The organism is Paenibacillus phytorum, from assembly GCF_013141715.1.
Lineage (GTDB): Bacteria > Bacillota > Bacilli > Paenibacillales > NBRC-103111 > Paenibacillus_E > Paenibacillus_E phytorum.
Map to the genome: position 1 here is coordinate 33,140 of NZ_WHOA01000220.1, position 17,865 is coordinate 51,004.

Below are 17,865 nucleotides of genomic sequence, written 5' to 3' on the forward strand. Positions count from 1 at the left end.
CTGATATCGATAACAGAAGAATGGGAGTGGCATTTTTGGAAAAGAAGAAAAAAACGTTAGCTTTTATAGGTTCATATGCGGATTCGAATAATCCTGGGGTATACACCTGCCGATACGATGAAGAGAATGGAAGCTTGGAAGTCACCCATCAAGTAAATGGTTTGCAAAACCCGACGTTCTTGACTGTGGATGCGAGCAATTGGAAATTATATGCGTTAACGGAGGGTGTTGACGAGAATCAGCAGCGCTGCGGAGCGGCAACTTCTTATGAAATAAATTCAGCTACAGGAGAATTAACATTTCTGAACAACGAGATCACACTGCCTGCGACTACGTGCCACATTACACTCGATCATACGAACCAAGTGGTGATGGTGTCCAGTTACCACGGGGGGATGGTAGGCTTGTCTCCTGTGTTAGCGGATGGTCGTTTAGGTGCAACAGCTGATATCCAGCAACATCATGGCGCAAGCGTACTTTCGGTGCAGGATAGACCGCGTGCTCATTCTGTTTTCTTGGATCGAGCGAATCGTTATGCGGGAGTTTGTGATCTAGGTTTGGATAGGATCATTATGTACAAGCTCGATATCCCTGCCAAACGGCTTATTCCTCATAATGAAGTGCAAGTAGCCCCTGGTTCAGGTCCGCGGCATTTTGCATTCCACCCGTCCTATGCCTTTGGCTATGTTATTAATGAACTTGGCTCCACAGTCACGGCATTCAGCTATGAGGAAGAACGAGGTGAGCTGACCGAAATCCAGACGATTTCCACACTTCCCGAGTCTTTTGAAGGGGAAAATGCCTGCGCGGACATTCATGTTTCACCAGATGGAAAGTTCCTATATGGATCTAACCGCGGCCACGATAGTATTGTCGTGTATGCCATCGATTCCGTAACTGGTAAGCTAACGGTGGTGGAGTACGCGCCTACGTTAGGGAAGCATCCACGTAATTTTGCGATATCGCCGGATGGACAATTTCTGCTAGTGGCGAACAAAGATTCCGACAATATTGTCTCATTCACGCGGGATTCTCAATCGGGAAAGCTCGTTCCAACCGGAAGTGTGCTAAATGTGTCTAAACCGGTATGCATCAAGTTTGCTAGTGTAGAATGACACCTTTCACGGAGCGAGTTATTCACATCATTCGGAGTATCCCCGAGGGCAAAGTCATGACCTATGGTCAGATCGCCAGGCTCGCTGGAAGCCCAAGGGCGGCAAGGCAAGTCGTACGAATTTTGCATGCAATGAGCAAGAAGCATAGCCTTCCTTGGCACAGAGTCATTAACGCAAAGGGAGAGATTGCCATCATGGATGATGAAGGATCTCATATGCAAAGTTTTTTGCTGCAAGCTGAAGGTGTCATCATCACGGATCAGCGGTATATTTCCCTTGAGCTTTACCAGTATCAAATGCAAGAAGAAGCATGAGTTACATAGGCAGCCTCACTTCTTGCAACTGGAAGAAGTGAGGCTTTTTGCAAGAAGGAAGTGAGCCATAGCCTTGTCGAATCTTGTGAAAAAGGAAGATCAATTCGCGGAGGTTGTTATGAATCAGGATCAAGCTTCACCGGCAACGATATATAATTTAATAACGATGAAGTCAAATCCTTCACAGCGGCGGTTTGCTTTTATTATTGGGGCTATAGTGGTTCTGATTTCACTGCTTTCTGTGCCGTTTGTAAGGATACAGTTGGTTGAACTGCAGGCCTATCAGCCGGCCATTTTTTCCACGGTTATTTGTTTCGAATTCATTACTGCTTACGTGATTTATAGTCAATTCAAAATCAATCGATCACCGGCCGTACTCGTCCTGTTTGGCTTGTATCTGTTCTCCGGTGGTATGAGTTTGGTCTATATCCTCACGTTCCCTCGTGTATTCGCTGAAAATGGCTTGTTCCATGCAGGAACACAAACTTCGGCTTGGCTATACGTGATCTTGCACGCAGGATTTCCTCTAGCGATTACCCTCTATATGATGATTGAATCGAAATTTGCAAATGTTAATTATAGTGCTAGTAAGGCTAAGAGATTAGGTCTGTACACCTTCATAGGTGTCGTTTTACTAATTACAGGATTGACTTACATCACGACGCATTTCAAAAATCAACTGCCAATTGTGTTGTCTCAAGGTAAGCTAACGCCTTTGTTTATATATGGTCTTGGGCTGCCTATTGTCCTCATTACTTTGATTACATTAATTGTTTACTATAAAAGAACCAAAGCGAGTACGGTTACTTCGACCTGGCTATGTGTAGCCATACTGGCTTCAATGCTTGATGTGGCGATTATTCTTTGTGGCGGCGGGCGCTTTAGTGTGGGATGGTATGTGGCTAGGTGGAACACCTTTGTATGTGCAAATATTGTGCTTGCGGGAATGATTTATGAGTTTACCAAAATGTATCTGAGAATGACAGAGCTTTTCCAGCAAGTGAAGGACAGTGAATATAACTATAAGGTGCTGCTTGGTGAAAGCCAACTGGCTGAGAGAAAAATTTCGGAACAGAGCGACATTATTGAACGAATGCTTGAATCCAGCCATGAAGCCATTATCATGTGTGACATAGAAGGACGGGTCATCTTTGCGAATCGCCGCGTGGAACATTTCTTTGAACGTCCACTCGAAAGCGGAGAAAGGATGTCTAGCTATTGTCTAGGAATGAAAACCGCAGATGCTGCTTTTGATGAGTTCATCGACGCTTATTTCGAACAATCCATCCCGCCTTTTCGTAAGCGTATATCAAGATTGACGTTGAAAGGCGAAACAAGGCACTATGAATGCTATGTCAATCCTATTTCAGGTGAAATGGAAGGGACGCTCAGAGGACATCTAGTCGGATTCAGAGATCGTACCGAAGAAGAGCGAATTGATGAGTTAAAAAATGAGTTTGTCAGCATTATTTCTCACGAAATTCGGACGCCATTATCCTCGATTGTAGGTTTTATTGAAATCCTGGCAACACGTGTAGTGACGGAAGAGAAGCGAGCCAAATATATCGAGACGATTCACAAGGAATCTTTACGGTTATCGAATTTGATTAACGATTTTCTTGATTTGCAGCGCTTGGATTCGGGTCGGCAAGAGTTCCATTTCCAATCTTTGGATGCAGTTCTATTACTCCGCGAAATCGTTGAGCAGTGGCAGGGGAAAGACAATCATGAAGCTGAGCTGCATGCAGCAGCGGAGCCTATATTTGTCCAAGGGGATGAAGACCGTTTAAAGCAAGTGTTCCATAATTTGATCTCTAATGCGATTAAGTATTCGCCGGGCGCGACGAGAATTGATGTTTATGTTGAAACCGATAATGGAAAAGTGTTAATCAAGATACAAGATTATGGTCTTGGCATTCCAGCCGAAGCTTTGGACAAACTGTTTACGAGGTTTTACCGTGTCGATAATTCGGATCGCAGGAAAATCGGAGGAACAGGTCTAGGCTTATCTATTGTCAAGGAAATCATTGAAGCACATCATGGGAAAGTGGTTGTTGATACGGAGTTGGGTAAGGGGTCAATCTTTATTGTGCAGTTAGTTGAAATAGATGCAGATTAGTCGGGTAAAAAAGAGCATGTTCAAACCGCGAAAACCTCGCGGATTGGCATGTTTTTTTCATTTTAGTAGTAATTGAATACTGCTTCTGCCTTGTGTCGAAATATAGAGGTATTTGTCAAAATATATCGAATTCACATGAAAGATTAATGATCACATGGAGGAGTAATAAGGAATGAAGCCACAGAAAACTGTAAATGTAAAAGGATGGGTAAGTAAGCTATCATTTAAATCTTTTAAAGCAAGAATGACAGCCATGTTTCTTGTTATTGCGTTAGTACCGATGCTGTTTAGTATTATTTTTTCTTCTTACTATTTGAAGAGTGTCGTGACAGGTGAAGTTCACTCCAAGGAAGAGAGTGTCGTTAAAGCCAATGTAACAGCAATTGACTATTCCATCCAGCGGCAAATAGCGATTTTGAAAGAAATGCAAAAGTTTGACGAGTTCAAGAGTGGTAATGAACAGGAAATTATGAAGACGCTTAAGAAATTTGAACAAGCCAACAAAGAAGTTGAACAGTATGTTTATGCAAATAAAGACGATACTGCGCTTACTTCAGCCGGTCAAAAGATTCCAATTGGCGAACGCGATTACGTTAAGCAAGCCAAGCAGACGAAGCAGCCTGTGAGTAGTGATTTGATCGTCAGTAAAGCTTCGGGTAAAAATGTCATCATTGTATTTGTCCCGCTGTTGGATGATAAGCAGAACTATATCGGTGGATTATTCTGTCCATTAACAACAGATAATCTTACAGTCTACACCAAGACGATAAAAATAGGGGAGACAGGCTACGGTTACTTAATGTCTCCTTCCGGAATGCTCTTAACCCATCCTGATGCAGCTAAAGTAGGCAAAAAAATGGAGGATGTACTTACTCCTTCGGAAGCAGCTAAGTTTAAAGATACTGTTTTGAAAGATGAGAAAGGAACGTTTCAATTTACACGCGAGGATGGGGTCGCTGCAGAAATTAGCTTTGACACAATCCCGTCAACTGGCTGGCGCTTGGTTACGAATTTAGTGCATGAGGAAGTATATAGCTCGGTAAAAACAGCAAATCAAGTATCGATATGGCTGACTGTGATTACGACTATCGTAGTAGCAGCTTTCGCACTGATTGTCTCGACGAAAACAACGAAACCAGTTATTGCGATTACGGAAGCAGTGAAGAAGATGGCTGAAGGCGATTTAACTCCACGTCTTGCTATGAAGCGAAGTGACGAGCTCGGACAGCTTGCCGATAACATGAATCTTATGCTCGATTCTTTCTCAGACATTGTCGGAAAGGCTAGATACACCGCGGAACAGTTAGGCGCTTCGTCGGAGGAGCTTACGGCTTGCGCTGCGGAATCGGTCGACATTTCCACTAATATCGCCCAATCGATTCAAGAAGTGTTCAATGCGAGTAAAGGACAACTGCAAGGAGCGGAACAGACCTCTACCGCAATGGGGGAAATGGCTATTGGGGTACAACGGATTGCAGAATCTTCGTCGGTCGTGACAGAAGCATCACATGCTACGCTGCAGGAAGTTCAGCAAGGACGCGTTGCGATCAATCAGGCTGTCGAACAAATGAAGTTCATTAATGAATCCGTTGGGAAATCGGCCGATGATATGAGAGCACTTGAATCGTACTCACAAAAAATCGGTGAAATTGTGTCGGTTATTACTGAAATTACAAGCCAAACCCAACTTCTCTCACTCAATGCTTCCATTGAGGCAGCACGCGCTGGCGAACAAGGACGCGGGTTTGCGGTGGTGGCGAACGAAGTCAAGAAGCTGGCGGAACAGTCGTCATCATCTGCAGCAGATATTTCGAGTTTGATTCGGGAAGTGCAGTCTTCGACGTCAAGAGCCGTACAAGCAATGAATAAAGGTGTACTGGACGTAGAGAAAGGTTCTGAGCTTATTGATGCGGCAGGGCAGGTCTTTAACCGTGTTACCTCGACGTTCCAAGAAATTTCCGACCAAATCCAGGAAGTATCGGCAGCATCTCAGGAAATGTCGGCTGGAACTCAGGAAGTAACGGCTTCCATGAGCGAAATTGTGCACATGACTAAAGCTTCTTATGACCATGGACAAGGCATTTCTGAAGGGTCGAAGAAGCAGCACGCGACTATGGAGGAAATATCTGCTTCAGCAGAAGATTTAAGCAATATGGCGCAAGAGCTGCAAGAATCGCTTGCTAGATTCAAAACTCGTTAATATTTCAAACATGTGTACAAGCTTGGCATAGGGTATTGAGAGGTCAACCAACGGGTTGGCCTTTTTGTTTTTGCCCAAAAATCCAGAAAAGAAAGGGAAAAGAGTTACAAAGTCTATAAAACGAGAATAGACTAACGTATCAGTAGGCCATAAGGACAGGAGGCATGCTATGAGTGACAGGACCTTATATCTATTCGATGGCATTAATAAAAGCTCTGTGAAAACCATAGTCGAGCAAATCATCAGAATTAATCAATATGATGATGACAGAGATAAGAAAGAAAAAGACTTCAAGCGTCTGCCCATCGACTTAATTATTAATAGTAATGGGGGCAGTGTCTATGATGGTTTAGGATTGATCAATGTGATTGATAACAGTAAGACGCCGGTGCATACATACGTGTATGGACTTGCTGCTAGCATGAGTTTACTAATCGCTGTTAGTGGTCATAAGAGGTACGCTGGCCGACTTAGTACATTCATGTATCATTCTGTATCTACACATATCGACGGTCATTTGGAACACTTGAAGAATCGTGTGGATGAAACGCAAAGGCTGCAAAACATTTATGATGACTACATCTTATCCAAAACGAAGCTGCATACAGACGAGCTGCATCGTGTTCAGGAGCATCAACGCAATTGGTATCTAAGTCCAGATGAGGCCTTATCATTCGGGATTATTGATGAAATTGTTTAGACATGGCGGAGAGAAGCCTGAGGGATTCTCTTTTTCTTTGTTTTTTCTTTGCTTTTGGTGTTTAATTGAGAGATAGAGAGAAGAGGAGCAGCCGTGCTGCCCCCTAATGAAAAGGAGAACCATACCGTGTATAAAATTGTATTTTTTGATATTGACGGCACATTAGTTAACGAAGAAAAACAAGTTCCAGCTAGTACGATCATAGCTATTCAACAATTAAAGCAGCAAGGGATTGAACCGGTCATTGCAACAGGACGAGCACCCTACTTCATCAAGCCCTTGGCTGAGCAGTTTGGGATTGATTCCTATGTGTGCTTGAACGGCGGCTATGCCGTTTACCGTGGTGAACCGCTCTACAGACGGATTATCGCCAAGAGCAGCATAGAAACACTGGTCAAACTGGCAGCTAAGCATAAGCATTCCCTCGTATTTGAAGGTGAGCATAACTTCTTCACGGATACAGAGGACCATCCTTTTGTTGTTGGATCGGTTTCCTCATTGAAGGTTGATTTGCCGGCATATGACCCGGATTTCTGGAAAACAAATGATATATATCAAATCTTCCTGCATGCTGAAGACACGGATGAGCATTTGTACGAGGAGCTGCAATCGGAATTTAAGCTGATTCGCTGGCACCAGCATGCGATAGACGTATTACCAGCAGGTGGTTCGAAAGCCCAAGGGATTGCCGCGCTTTTGGAACTTGTTGGATTGAAACCGGAAGATGCTGTAGCTTTCGGGGACGGGTTAAATGATATAGAGATGCTTTCGTATGTCGGATTCGGTATCGCGATGGGGAATTCCCACAAAGACTTACTTCCTTATGCCGATCATGTAACGACACATGTGGATGAAGATGGCATTCGAAACGGACTTATTACGGCAGGATTACTTTAGAAAAGAAACAATACATATAGGGTGAAGATAATGAGAATAGCTTTTTTTGATTCAGGGATAGGCGGTATTACCGTCTTACACGAAGCCATGAAGCAACTGCCTCATGAAGATTTTCTATATTTTGCGGATACCCTTCATGTTCCCTACGGGACGAAATCGAAGGACGAGGTTCTTGCTTTTGTCAAAAAATCCGTTGACATGATTATCAAAGAAGAGGTCAAAGCCCTCGTCATTGCTTGCAACACAGCAACTAGTATAGCCATTGCAGAATTAAGAAGAACCTATGAGATGCCGATTATCGGCATGGAACCCGCGGTAAAGCCAGCACTTGAAATGAATCGTTCATCTGGTAAAAGAGTGCTCGTTTTCGCTACGCCTTTAACGCTCCAGCAATCGAAATATAGAGAGTTAGTTTCTCGTATGGATGATATGGGTATGGTGGATTCGGTGCCGCTGCCGGAATTGGTTGAATTCTGTGAACAGTTAAATGTGGAGAGTCAACAAATTATTGATTATTTTCAAGCCAAGCTGGAGCCCTTCGACCTGAAGAAGTATGGGACTGTTGTTCTAGGATGTACACATTATCCCTTTTATAGGGGAGTTCTAAGAAAGATCCTGCCAAGTCACATCCAAATTGTTGATGGAAGCTCGGGTACTGTGAATCGGTTGATACAGCTGCTTAGTGACCGAAACCAATTACTTGGTGAGGGACAGTCCAACATCAAATTCATGTGTTCCAGCAATGAGACAGCTTATATTCAGAAGATGGAAAAAGCCCTGGAAATCATTCAAGCAATTGGTGAGTAAGGTTGGAGAACAAGTCAAAAAGGCATTGCCGTGCAGCTGTCGCTGCATGACAATGCCTTTATTATGTTTAGTAGAAGGATTGCGTCAAGTTACGCTCTGATTTCAAGCAGCTCATAGCTAATGACGCCCATTGGTGCATTCACACTAATCACATCGCCAACCGATTTGCCCATGAGGGAAACGCCAAGTGGACTTTCGTAAGAAATTTTATTTTCATTCACATCGGCTTCCTGCGTACCGACGATTTTATACTCAATTTTCTCAGCAAATTCCACATCATTGAGAATAACGGTAGAGCCAACTTGAACTTTGGAAGTTCCGATATTCTTAACAACTTTAGCCTTCTTCAGCATTCTTTCAATCGTCAATATTCTGGTTTCCATAAAAGATTGGTCATTTTTAGCGGAATGGTACTCACTGTTTTCCTTGAGATCGCCATAGCTAATCGCTGTTTTAATACGGCTTGCTAGTTCTTTGCGTTTGACGGTTTTGAGATCTTCAAGCTCTAATTCTAAACTACGTAATCCTTCTGGAGTTAGAATAATTTCATCATTGGACATATTTTTTGCAGCTCCTCATTCATTCGATACTAGATATACTACTAAAGTAACTGAGGCAAGTAAAGTAAGTAAGACGAGGAGAACTGTCTAACTTGATCATTTTTTCATAAGCTGGGCAGGATGTAAGCAACTTTATGGCTATGACTGGCGTCAAATAAATGGTAAGTTTTCCTAATTTATTCAAGTCAGGATGTGATTGTTCCAGATGATTAAAATGAAGATCTTCGCTATCACGATCCTAGCTGCAGGATTAGGATTGGGCAGTTTGGCACCTCAGACGAAAGCTGAAAACATCTTTGGCGGTTCCTACGCGCCAGAAGGAATTAGGTTCCCTTCTACGATTGAGCTTTTGGCAGAGACGCCCTATTATGCAGATCCTAATCGGCCTGATGATGAGCCGGAAGGTACTTTTGCACCTCAGGAGGTAAATGTCCTCACGGTAGAAAGCTCTTGGTCGACTGGTTTATCCACCTGGAAGATTGAAACGATGTTCGGGCCGCGGTGGATCAGGCCAAATCCGTGGGAAATCGATATGGAGCCACCAAATCGAATTACGCTTCTGGAAGAAACTCCGCTATATCGCAGTCAAAGCACCAAAGGTGGACCTGCAGCTTCATTATCCGCACAAGAGGTTGAGGTAGTTGCGGCTGAAAAGCAATGGTTCTATACGAACGATCCCACCAGTAAAGCATGGATTAAGGTGCACACCACCTGGTTAGGTGATCTCTGGGCGCATATACCCGTCAATCAAATAGGTACTGTAGTTAAGGTACAGCGAAAAGCACATTACTATAATCTACCGTCCAATAGTGATCTTGGAATGGCTATGGGGATTGGCGAGCAGAAGCAAGATTGGTCAAACTCCAAGGCTGGTGATTACACGATCGTAAGGGAGTTCACAACCATCTATGATCGAGTATTCGAAGTTCAAACGGATCAAGGGACCACGTGGACACGCGAAAAGGGAGTCCCGATCCTTAATACGAATGAAACCATAAATATCGTGCGAGAAAATCCGCTAATTCATGATGTATGGGATGGACTGAAGAAGGAAGATGCCGTTCTAGCAGGTGAAACAGTAACCGCTTTTGAGAAAATCGAAGAGCGACTATATACGGGGAGAGGCCCTTATCCGATTTGGTACAACAGTACTTGGTACCATGTACGTTCATCCAAAGGCACAGGATGGATAAACAAAAATGTTGGCGAGCCTGAAGCTGCAATACCTGTTCATTGGAAAGTCTTAGTTAAAGATCCAAAGGAGCTGCAGCGCTACCCGGAAACTCCGTTCAGCTCATCAACACTACTGCTGCGCGATCAGATGGTGGAGGTTACCGAGGTTTGGAATTCACCCAACAGTGGGCCCATTTGGCTGAAAGCTCATGTTGATGGGCGGTCCGGATGGATTCCGTACTGGGACAGCTTGCAAGATACGATATGGGATGAAGATACACAAACGGTAGCTCATATTTCAAAAATAAACACGAATAGTTTAGGAATTGCCCCTGCCGCGAAGGATGGATTACAGCTTTACAATGGTCAGCGGATTGGGTATACGGAAAATAGTCAAACTTATTTGGATGTCATCCAGCTTGCCGAACATTTTCAATACAAAGTTGAAAAAGTACCGAATATGAACGCAATCTCATTGAGCAAAGGCGAATATTCCTTTGTGCTGCAGGCTGATATGGGCAATGCGTCGGTGAATTGGCACGGTACTAAGGATAAAAGTGTTCAATTGGCAGAGATACCGCGTCATTCCCGCGACAGCTGGTATCTTAATTTGAAAGACGTTCAGGCTCTTTTTGGATTAACTCAGGTATTTGCTGGGAAAGAATACAGTTTGTTTGAGAAGAATTATAACGTGAAGTCAGGAGAATTCCCGACCCGCGCGGAGAAGGGGCAGTTAGAATTGCAAGCATTTGTCTACGATTGGACCAGTCGGGAAGATTATAAGTCTGGACAAATGCCGCTTCAGATGTTCATTGAGGAGAACGGAGACCAAGGTGGAGTCGCACATGTTTCCAAAACGGAAGGGTTCGTTAACAAGCCAGAAGCTAGTGATTCGTCAGTTGCTTTGTTTAGCTTGAAAGCTTCTCGACCGCTGGCAGCCGGAACTCACCAAGTGAATGTTGTTATACGTATCGGTGAAAGGATCATTTGGAAGCAAAGCGTTGAAATAGTTGCTAAGTAAACCTATCACTTAATAAACGAAAGAAGGGCTTCCTCAATCATCTAACAATGACCTTGGGGAAGCCCTTCTATTTGCTATTTAATCATCCTATCATCAAAATCTCTCGAATCTCTTGCTCCGTCAAGGCGGACAAGGCCTCCTGACCCGGTTGAATCACTTCATCAATCAGGTTCTTCTTTTTCTGTTGGAGCTCATACATTTTATCTTCTACGGTACCTTGCGCAACAAGACGGATCACCTGCACGACCTTCTTCTGCCCGATTCGATGAGCACGGTCGGCTGCTTGCTGCTCCACGGCAGGATTCCACCATAGGTCGTAAAGGATAACGGTGTCGGCACCGGTAAGGTTTAGTCCAGTACCGCCAGCTTTTAATGAGATGAGGAACAGGTCTCGCTCGCCTTCATTAAATTTGTTGCACAACTCTACGCGTTCGGCAGTTGGGGTTTTACCGTCTAAGTAGAAATACGGCACCCCTTGATAGCCTAGGTCTCGCCCGATCATGCCCAGCATCGCTGTAAATTGCGAGAATATCAGCACCCGCTTGCCGGCGCTTCTGCATTCTTCGATAATCTGCATGAGCTGCTCGAATTTGGCCGAGCTTCCGGTATAATCTTCGACGAACAGAGACGGGTGGCAGCACAGCTGGCGAAGTCGGGTCAAGCCGGCCAGAATTTTGATCCGATGTTTATTAAAGCTGTCTTTGTTCAGATGCTTCAGTGTTTCCTGTTGCAGTTCGGCCAAATAGGCAACATACAGCTTCTTCTGCTCTGGCAGCAGCTCGGAAGCTTGCAGCGACTCGATCTTCTCCGGAAGTTCCTTCAGAACGTCGGTCTTCAACCTGCGCAGCAGAAACGGCCGAACCCGCTTGGCTACACTTTCACGGGATAAGTCATTGAATGCCCTTCTCCCGGGGAACAATTGAGGGAACACCGCGTCAAAGATGGACCATAGTTCCTCAAGCCTGTTCTCTACTGGAGTGCCAGTAAGCGCAAAACGGTATTGGGCCTGAATCTCCTTCACCGCCTGGGCCGTCTGCGTGGTGTGGTTCTTGAACACTTGCGCCTCGTCCAAAATAAGCGTATGGAACGATTGCTTCGTATACAGGTCGATATCCCTACGCAAAAGCGGGTAAGAGGTTATGAGGACATCCACTTGTGAGGCATGTTTCAGAATCTTGCTGCGCTCCTCTCTGCTCCCATCGGCAATGGAAGCCCGAATCTCTGGCGAGAATTTCTTCAGCTCATTGAGCCAATTGTAGACGAGAGAAGCGGGAGCAACAATGATCGCCGGCAGCGCCTGTTTTCTGATCTCGGGCAGCACAGAGACAATAAAAGCGATACTTTGTATGGTTTTACCCAGGCCCATATCGTCTGCCAAGATGCCGCCGAAATTGTACTGGGCCAGCGTCTTCAGCCATTGGAAGCCATACTTCTGGTAATCCCGAAGTACAGGCTCCAGACTGGCCGGCACAGTGAAATCCAGATTATCCGGATTTCGCATGTTTTCCAGTAACTGGCGGAATGTTCTGCCCAGCTTAACGGTATTTCCTTGCCTCTCAGAGTCCATCAAGATGAGCCCGCGGACTAAGGGGAGGCGGAATTCTGCTGCTTTCACGTCCTCCTTGGTAATGCCCATTTCGTTCATGACGCGGACAATTTCCTGAAACTCCACGCTTTCGAGCGGCAATAACGCTCCATCCGGCAGCCGGTGGTATTTGCGTTTCTCCCCAAGGGATTTCAACAGCTTGCGGATTTCCGATTCAGGAATACCTTCCATATCGAACTTGAATTCCAGCCAATCTGTACGTTCATCCACATCAACCTTGACCTTCGGGGCATGTCCGGTTAGAAGTCTTGTTTTCACGGCAGACGTGGCATAAACAGTTACCAGCTTCTCCAATTGCGGAACGACGTAGTACAGAAATTCGTATTCCTCGTCTTCGCTATCCATGAAATATCCCCCCTCCGTCTTAGCGAAGGGACTTTGCTCCATAAGCTCCAGAATTCGTCGCTCCTGATCTCCGTCTCGCATTAGAATGCGGTCGGTTCCGCGCTTATGTTCATTGCCTTCTAGCGGGTTAATGACAATATCGCCGTATTGAAACTCCAGACCGGCAAGCAGTCGATCTTTCACTCGGTCCAAATACAACTTAGCCTTTAATGGCGTTCTCATAATGCGGTCGGAAATAGCCCCAGCGATATGGACACTGCCTAGCTTCATCAGGCCAGGAATCACTTTTTCCATAAAAGGTTCCATTTGTGCGGGTGGAATCTGAATTTGGTGCTTGCTGGAGTTTTCGAGCATTTGCTTTAGCTCCGAAAGGCGCTTGCACGGTTCAGCCTGGATGTGCAGCAGCTTTCCTTCGGAAAGGACAACTCCATACGATTCCATAACCGTAATCTTGTCCAGACCTTGGACATCCAATTGGAAGTCTTCGGCCTCTGTTTGGTCGAACTCAAAGTGGAGCGGGATGGGTTCATCGGATACACGGATTCCATCGAATGTGCGGTTATCCTGCTCAAGTTTTACGGACGATGCCTCGATAAGCGCGGGAAGAAAGGTTGTCCATGAGAAAGGAGGGACCAGAAGCATCCGATCGCCACTCAAATGATTCACACGAACGGAGTACGTAGTTGAAGTCTCAAGGTACATCTGCTCATTGCGATAAATTTCGATGAGCTGCCGAATGACCGCATCATCTTCTTTTTGAAAACTATGGAGCATAGGGTCGTAGGTGAAATGCTTTGAAAATGCATAGGCTTCTCTCCGCTCAATATGATCAAGAAATTCTCTTAATCTTTGGACGATATACATTCGTTTAGGACCGACCTTCATCTCAATCCCGAACATGAACTTCCGATAGCCGTATTGGAATGGTTTGCAAGTAAACTCCAGTTCTAGTTCATCTCTTGTATCGAAAAGAGGTTGTGAACGGCTTGGACGCTGCGGTTTGTTCCCGAACAAATCCAGCATATGGCTCGTCAACCTTCGATCTCCCTCTGAATGTCCAATAGGCGGGGGTATTGTACCCACGACTCGAGATACTTGCTGAATAGCATGAATATTCAGCAGCACGGCAGCAATATGTTCGCAGTATTTATCGTCCGGATCATACGCAGGACAGGTGCAATGAGCAATAACATCCCCGTTTGTATCATTTTCAACGGTTACTAGGTAGGTGCCGTTATATCCTTCGACCGTGGCTTCATAGAGTGGTGTTTCAGGATCTTCATTTAGGAAAGTCACTTGTCTTTCATGGTAGTAGGCTTCTCCTTTTTCATAAGAAAACCGACCGCACAACAACCTAATGATCCCATCTGTCAGCTGAAAGCTCATTACCTTGATCCTTCCTTTTGAAAATATATATGTTCCAGAATTGTTAATGGTTGAATTCATTATAGCAAACATTCGTTCTCGTGAAAAACAAGCTCTAACCAAGAAAAAATGCAGCCCAATTCCAAATGGAGAATGGACTGCATGTATTACTTGGCTGTCATCGATTTCCGAATGGCAGATCCGAACAATTCGACAATGGTCTTCCTAGAGAGGACGCGTCCCCTACGATCCAAAATCTATTGATTTCTTCCCTATATTACCAAACGTTTTGATGCGTGTATATTAATAGATAGACAACGCTTTCGTATCCAACTATACTACTGAAAGAGGGATATTTCCTCGGTTTGTGTCGAAAATTATTTCACGTCTACGTTGTAATATTGAGTTTACATCAAAAAGAAAGTGTGAAACTTCATGAGAATCAACACCAAAGTCATTTATGTCACCTTTGCTATTGTTATTTTATTGCTTGTATTCAATAACACCTCTTATTATTGGTTCACGAAATCACTCTTAACGCAAGCGTTATCTGAACGCATGGAATCGACTGCGAGTCAAATTCGCACATCCATTGAGCAATCAGAGGAAGGTTCATTTTTTGTAGAAGATTTGATTGGTGAGAATCTTCGTTCAGTCGCGCTTTTCGCCAAGAGTCAGCTAGATCCGGATATTGAAAAAGTTACGAATGAACAATTAATTGAGCTTGCCAGGCAAGCGGGGGTTGATGGTTTCTCGCTGATGAAGCGAAATGGTGATGATATTATGGTAGGTAAATCATCAGAGCCCAAGGAGCTTCAGATTAGAAGTACAAAAACATTCGGATATTGGTTTACGGCTTTTAGCCAGCTTCTAGATAATCATCAAGTTACGATTGCTGAGGGGCAAAAGCTGCTTAATTTCTGGTCGGGCATCTATGAAGTTCCGGCATCAGGTTCGAGCAATGTTAGTAAGTTTGGGTACTTTTATGATGGAAGCACTAATTATTTAATATGTGTGTTTGTCAATGCGGATAAGATTCAGAAATTCAAGCAAATCGTAGGCGCGGATACGATCGTGAAGAAAACGCTCGCTTCGAATCCAGATATTATGGAAATATCGGGACTGAACGGGATAACTTTTGGTACAAAGCCGATTGAGTATAAAGACAGTAGTGGGGTTCCATTCATATCGGTCTATGACCGCCCGGTTTTATTTGGTACATATAACATAACGAGTACGAAAGATCTGGATAATTACAAGGAGTCCATACAGGAAAATAAACCAGTTAGCGTTGTGGAGAGATGGAATGGGAAGCCCATTCTGAAAACGTTCATGTATGTTCCTGTTAAGGAAAAATTGACCGAAGTTCAAAGGGAAGTTCCTTATGTGATTACCATCGTCTCGGATTATCAAACGATTCAACGTACTTTAAACAAGCAGCTCGTTCAGCTTACAGTTCTCATTGTTTTATTTACGATTTTTAGCTGTGTGCTTATCTATTTGGTATTCCGATTTATTACGAAAAGCCGAGAAACAGCTGTCCAGTCTACACAAGAAATGTACATTCAAAACGTGGATCTGATGTTCGCTACGATACGTAGTCAACGGCATGACTTTCTAAACCATGTTCAAACCATGTATGCTCTGCTGTCTAAAGGGAAAAAAGAAGACCAAATGAAATACATGAAGGAATTAATTGAAGAAATCAACGAAGTGAACGATATCATTCGAATTGGGCATCCGGCAATTGCAGCTCTTATCCAAGCAAAGATTGCGCTTGCCATGAGAACCAAAATCGATTTCAATTACCATTTTACCGGACTAGAAGGCTTGTCGTTAGGTGTGAAATCCGTTGATATCGTGAAAATTATTGGGAACTTGATTGATAATGCGTTTGATGAGGTCAATAAATTCCCACCAGACGAACGTGAGGTCATGGTTAACGGATGGTCGGAGTCGAACCATTTAACCATATCTGTAACCAACCCGGTTGATCCCGAATTCCAACTTGATGATTATAACAAAATGTTCACGATTGGCTACAGCACCAAAGGTGGAGGTGAGCACCAGGGGCTTGGTCTATCGGTTGTGAAGGAACGAATCGAGTTTTACAAAGGAACCATCGAAGTGTCTGTGGCAGACGGCTGCATCTGTTTCAAAATATCGGTTCCGATGCAATAATCATCGTATCCAAGCTTCTTTTAATAATTGAATCCCGCGCTCCATATTCTTCATGGTTATTCCACCAAAGCCCAAGTAAATCTTGGGCTTTTTGTTATTGGGTATTAGCTCTGCCTGTTGAGTGGTGTATACACGAACCCCTTTTGTAAGGGCTAGCTCCTTTAACATTTCTGCTGAACATGCAATTTGGACCGTCAATTCAATGTGCAGTCCTGCTCCCCCGCCTTCTATTTGAACAAGAGAGCCTAAATGAGTGTGTATTAGCTGGAGCATTTTCTCATGTTTTCTCCGATACGTGTTACGCATACGCCTGATATGACGGTACCAATGTCCACGTTCCATGAACAGAGCCATGGCGAGTTGATCCATATGTGAGGGGCTAGAGAGCGTGCGTTCCATAGTTTGAAGTTTAGGCAAAAGTGGATGAGGCAGCACCATATAATTCATACGTAATGCAGGCGTGAAAGCTTTGGAGAATGTTCCGATATAAATGACCACACCATGCTGATCAAGGCCTTGAAGGGAAGGAATGGTTTTGCCAGCATGACGAAATTCCCCATCATAATCATCTTCAATAATATGGCTTTGATTGTGATATGCCCAGTGAATCAGCTCCTGCCTAATCGCATAGGATAAAGGGCTTCCTGAAGGCCGGTGGGAAGGAGTAACGTATACCGCGTCTATATTTGTGGGAATGATCTCAGCAATAGAAAGTTCATTTTCACTTAGCGGAAAAGGGACAACCGTATATCCGTTCTGTGTAAATATATCACCGACCTGTGCTATGGCATTCTTCTCAAAAGCGACTCGTGCGGATTGTCCGATTAGCTTCGAGAGGAGATGCAGGCTGTTAGACATGCCCGTTCCAACAATGATTTGCTCTGGGGAGCAGGACACACCTCTGGATTGCTTTAAATAATGGGCAATTTGGAGTCGCAGTGCATATTCGCCTTTGTTGTCGCCATATTGGTGAATGCGGCCGCTGTTGTAGGAAAAGGATTCATTTAAGCAAGCCTTCCACGCTTGAAGCGGGAAAGACTCGCTGTCGATTTCTAATAGACTAAAATCAATAGGAGCTTCGTGTGGAGATTGCAGAACTTTCATGTTGGAAATTTGTGTGTCTTTCGGTAGATTGAACGCATGTTGGTTTGGGATCGGTGGATGCAAGGAGGGAGCGACCACATAAAGACCTGAACGAGGCCTACTTATCACATATCCTTCTTCAATAAGCATTTGATAAGCCGTTTCAATTGTATTTTTACTAAAATGTATCTGTTGGCTGAGGGTGCGAATGGATGGTAATTTCGTTCTGTCTTGGATATCACCGCGCTGGATAAGACCTCGGATATGTCGATATAACTGTATATAAAGTGGACCTTGTTCATCACTTTTAAGCAAAATATCGAACATGGAAGACCTCAAATCTGACCCCTGAATTTGATGGGAAACTGAGCCTAATGGC

12 protein-coding genes are annotated in these 17,865 nt (G+C 44.2%); 9 read left to right on the forward strand and 3 right to left on the reverse strand.

What is annotated here, in order from left to right:
- Positions 1–35: 35 nt before the first annotated feature.
- The 7 genes from GC098_RS30970 (at position 36) to murI (ending at position 8,152) form a co-directional block, all read left to right on the forward strand.
- Positions 36–1,115, forward strand: coding sequence for a lactonase family protein (locus GC098_RS30970; protein WP_246359070.1), 1,080 nt, complete (start codon positions 36–38; stop codon positions 1,113–1,115).
- Positions 1,112–1,429 carry an MGMT family protein gene (locus GC098_RS30975; RefSeq protein WP_171647475.1) on the forward strand — a complete coding sequence of 106 codons (318 nt, stop codon included), beginning with the start codon at positions 1,112–1,114 and terminating at the stop codon, positions 1,427–1,429. Before GC098_RS30970 ends, GC098_RS30975 begins: the two co-directional genes overlap by 4 nt.
- An 85-nt stretch (positions 1,430–1,514) precedes the next feature.
- Positions 1,515–3,548 (forward strand): MASE4 domain-containing protein, encoded by a 2,034-nt coding sequence (locus tag GC098_RS30980; protein ID WP_171647477.1) that lies wholly within the window; start codon positions 1,515–1,517, stop codon positions 3,546–3,548.
- Between the two features lie 172 nt (positions 3,549–3,720).
- The gene (locus GC098_RS30985; RefSeq protein WP_171647479.1) at positions 3,721–5,748 is read left to right on the forward strand and encodes a methyl-accepting chemotaxis protein; all 2,028 of its coding nucleotides are present in this window, start codon (positions 3,721–3,723) and stop codon (positions 5,746–5,748) included.
- Positions 5,749–5,917: 169 nt separating this feature from the next.
- The gene (locus GC098_RS30990; protein ID WP_171647480.1) at positions 5,918–6,448 is read left to right on the forward strand and encodes an ATP-dependent Clp protease proteolytic subunit; all 531 of its coding nucleotides are present in this window, start codon (positions 5,918–5,920) and stop codon (positions 6,446–6,448) included.
- Positions 6,449–6,574: 126 nt separating this feature from the next.
- Positions 6,575–7,345, forward strand: coding sequence for a Cof-type HAD-IIB family hydrolase (locus GC098_RS30995; protein ID WP_171647482.1), 771 nt, complete (start codon positions 6,575–6,577; stop codon positions 7,343–7,345).
- A gap of 30 nt (positions 7,346–7,375) precedes the next feature.
- Positions 7,376–8,152: a glutamate racemase gene (gene murI, locus GC098_RS31000; RefSeq protein WP_171647484.1), complete on the forward strand. Its 777-nt coding sequence runs from the start codon at positions 7,376–7,378 to the stop codon at positions 8,150–8,152.
- A gap of 89 nt (positions 8,153–8,241) precedes the next feature.
- On the opposite strand, the gene greA is transcribed toward murI, so the two are convergent.
- Positions 8,242–8,712 (reverse strand): transcription elongation factor GreA, encoded by a 471-nt coding sequence (greA, locus tag GC098_RS31005; protein WP_171647486.1) that lies wholly within the window; start codon positions 8,710–8,712, stop codon positions 8,242–8,244.
- 205 nt (positions 8,713–8,917) lie between these two features.
- Between greA and GC098_RS31010 the strand changes: the two genes are divergently transcribed.
- Entirely contained in the window at positions 8,918–10,906 is a 1,989-nt protein-coding gene (locus tag GC098_RS31010) for a hypothetical protein (RefSeq protein WP_171647487.1), read from the forward strand.
- An 82-nt stretch (positions 10,907–10,988) separates the two neighbouring features.
- Here the strand turns inward: GC098_RS31010 and GC098_RS31015 are convergent, their stop codons facing one another.
- The gene (locus tag GC098_RS31015) at positions 10,989–14,243 is read right to left on the reverse strand and encodes a DEAD/DEAH box helicase (RefSeq protein WP_171647489.1); all 3,255 of its coding nucleotides are present in this window, start codon (positions 14,241–14,243) and stop codon (positions 10,989–10,991) included.
- Between the two features lie 414 nt (positions 14,244–14,657).
- Between GC098_RS31015 and GC098_RS31020 the strand changes: the two genes are divergently transcribed.
- Positions 14,658–16,403, forward strand: coding sequence for a sensor histidine kinase (locus tag GC098_RS31020; protein WP_171647491.1), 1,746 nt, complete (start codon positions 14,658–14,660; stop codon positions 16,401–16,403).
- Here the strand turns inward: GC098_RS31020 and pdxR are convergent, their stop codons facing one another.
- Complete coding sequence (pdxR, locus tag GC098_RS31025; RefSeq protein ID WP_171647493.1) at positions 16,404–17,813, reverse strand: MocR-like pyridoxine biosynthesis transcription factor PdxR; 1,410 nt, start codon at positions 17,811–17,813, stop codon at positions 16,404–16,406.
- Positions 17,814–17,865 lie beyond the last annotated feature (52 nt).

Excerpts from the sequence above, each read along its gene's own strand:
- GC098_RS31015 (WP_171647489.1), bottom strand. The coding sequence starts at position 14,243 with ATGAGCTTTCAGCTGACAGATGGGATCATTAGGTTGTTGTGCGGTCGG.
- GC098_RS31020 (WP_171647491.1), top strand. The coding sequence starts at position 14,658 with ATGAGAATCAACACCAAAGTCATTTATGTCACCTTTGCTATTGTTATT.
- pdxR (WP_171647493.1), bottom strand. The coding sequence starts at position 17,813 with ATGTTCGATATTTTGCTTAAAAGTGATGAACAAGGTCCACTTTATATA.
- murI (WP_171647484.1), top strand. The coding sequence starts at position 7,376 with ATGAGAATAGCTTTTTTTGATTCAGGGATAGGCGGTATTACCGTCTTA.
- GC098_RS30975 (WP_171647475.1), top strand. The coding sequence starts at position 1,112 with ATGACACCTTTCACGGAGCGAGTTATTCACATCATTCGGAGTATCCCC.
- GC098_RS30990 (WP_171647480.1), top strand. The coding sequence starts at position 5,918 with ATGAGTGACAGGACCTTATATCTATTCGATGGCATTAATAAAAGCTCT.
- GC098_RS30985 (WP_171647479.1), top strand. The coding sequence starts at position 3,721 with ATGAAGCCACAGAAAACTGTAAATGTAAAAGGATGGGTAAGTAAGCTA.
- GC098_RS31010 (WP_171647487.1), top strand. The coding sequence starts at position 8,918 with ATGATTAAAATGAAGATCTTCGCTATCACGATCCTAGCTGCAGGATTA.
- greA (WP_171647486.1), bottom strand. The coding sequence starts at position 8,712 with ATGTCCAATGATGAAATTATTCTAACTCCAGAAGGATTACGTAGTTTA.